The organism is Aliidiomarina sp. (genome assembly GCF_047920995.1).
In the GTDB taxonomy this organism is placed as follows: domain Bacteria; phylum Pseudomonadota; class Gammaproteobacteria; order Enterobacterales; family Alteromonadaceae; genus Aliidiomarina.
Genome location: NZ_JBLRWZ010000075.1, coordinates 1 through 1,944 on the forward strand (window position 1 = coordinate 1; position 1,944 = coordinate 1,944).

The following is a 1,944-nucleotide window of genomic DNA, read 5'->3' on the forward strand; positions in this document are numbered from 1 at the left end:
CCAGTAATCCGCACCATATTGCTCAATCAGATTCTGGCTTAATGCACTTTGAATGGTGGTGAACACATGAGCATACTGGGTCGGTTGGTGCTGCCCTGAAAGAAGCGCACCAAAATTACCGTCGCGCAGCACATGCCGATAGGTACTCAGAGCTTGCTGGAGTATTTCTTTACGGTGCGCCACGAACAAAAACCGCGGCTGACCGCCTTCGTGCTCACATAAACGTTTGTAATCAAAGGCCGCCATTACGGTTTTACCCGTACCCGTTGCAGCCACCAGCAAATTCCTAAAACGGCCATGCTCACGTTCATTTTCAAGCTGCTCTAATAAAATTCGCTGAAAGGGCTTTGGTTGAATATCAAAAAATGTAGTAATGCCCTGCACAGCCTCATACTGACCGCCTTTTTCACGTACCAGCGCATCTTTAAGTGCAGTTTGATGCTCGCTGTTATTCGGATCATAAGTTTGAAATTCTTCATCTTGCCAAAGGGTTTCAAAGTGGGCCTTGGCGCGGCTAAAAAGTGCTTTTTGCCCCTTTTCAGTGAACTTCACGGTCCATTCCAAGCCACCCATTAAAGCCGCACCAGAAAGGTTTGCACTGCCAACATACGCCGAGCCAAAACCGGTTTGGCGTTCAAAAATCCAAGCCTTAGCGTGCAGCCTGGTTCGCCGTCCATCGAGAGAAACTTTTACCTGGCTATTAGGTAAAGCAGCGAGTTGATCCAGCGCTTTTTGATCTGTAGCACCAATATACGTGGTGGTAATAATACGAATCTTCGTTTGCGAATTGCCTGCCGCGTTGAGCGCCGTAATGCGTTTTAAGGTGTCGATAATTTTGCGCACGCCAGAAACCGTAATGAAGCTCACCAGAATATCTACTGAATCGCAGCTATTAAGCTCACTTTGCAGCTCATGTAAAAGCGCGGGAGAATCTTTTCCCGAAGTAAACAACCAAGGCTGAGCTAGGCCAATTGCCGGAATTTCGGTGCGTTGGTTTGGTGGAGAAATACTCCGTAGCACTTGTGGCGGTGTGATAATGGGATTTGCTTCACGCTCAATTCGCGCCAGCTGCCGCGCTTGTACGAGAAGTTGGTTGAGCAGCTCAACTTGCCGATGCAAACGCTCTTGGGCATTGCCGCCAGCATCTGCCACCTGCGCTAGAATATCGGAAACCTGCTCGGTAATAGCATGCGCTAAATGGCGCGAACCGGTTTCTAAACTGAGGTTTTCAAGCTCAGCGCGGTCGCCAAATTGCGTCAGTGCCTCGTCTAACTCGGCCGTTCTCAGTAGCTCGTACAAACCCTGTGGCAAATCTGGCATGCAGCCTCCTTACTTGGAAACTTAAAGTGCCAGGAAAATTTGTGAAGGGCAAGTTTGAGGTGCAGATTTTATCCGGCTTCCGCATTCTCAATCATCAATCGGAACATTCTGCGGTCAATGTAATCGGTGTTCTCGCCTTGCTTCGATTTGTTTGGCCAGTAGTTCTTTATTTAGAATAGGCCGCAGCGCGGCTTGCACCTTCGGTAGCAACACAGCGAACTCCTGCGATAATACCTGCTCTGATACCTGATCGTTGAACACCAACGTAACCATTAAACGCGGATTCACAAAAACCTTCTCTTTGCCGTAGGCTAGTTCTGATTTAATTGAACATCGTTGATTATTACTTTTACCATCTCTGTGGTAAATACTGGGTGAAATACAAAGGCATCACGATATTGGTTTGTTCTAACGCTGAAGAGCCTTGTGTGCCAGTTAACTTAAAAGTTTTATTTGGTGCACACTTTTCAACGTAGGAAGCCAGAGATTTTGCTCTTGTACGCCTGCCACTTTTTACTTCAACAGGGATGATGTTTCCTTCATCTGTTGCCAAAATAAATTCGATTTCGGCGCGGGCGTCATTCCATGAATAACTTGGGTAAACGCCAATGGCAGTGAGCTCTT

2 protein-coding genes and 1 pseudogene are annotated in these 1,944 nt (G+C 47.3%); all 3 read right to left on the bottom strand.

The window, feature by feature from the left end; all coding sequences use genetic code 11:
* Nucleotides 1-1,320 (bottom strand): DEAD/DEAH box helicase family protein (locus tag ACNA7P_RS11135; protein WP_416258695.1); only part of this gene is annotated, 1,320 nt, incomplete at its 3' end.
* 114 nt (nucleotides 1,321-1,434) lie between these two features.
* Nucleotides 1,435-1,608, bottom strand: coding sequence for a hypothetical protein (locus ACNA7P_RS11140; protein WP_416258696.1), 174 nt, complete (start codon nucleotides 1,606-1,608; stop codon nucleotides 1,435-1,437).
* Between the two features lie 61 nt (nucleotides 1,609-1,669).
* Nucleotides 1,670-1,944: pseudogene (locus ACNA7P_RS11145) on the bottom strand (AAA family ATPase); the annotation flags it as partial.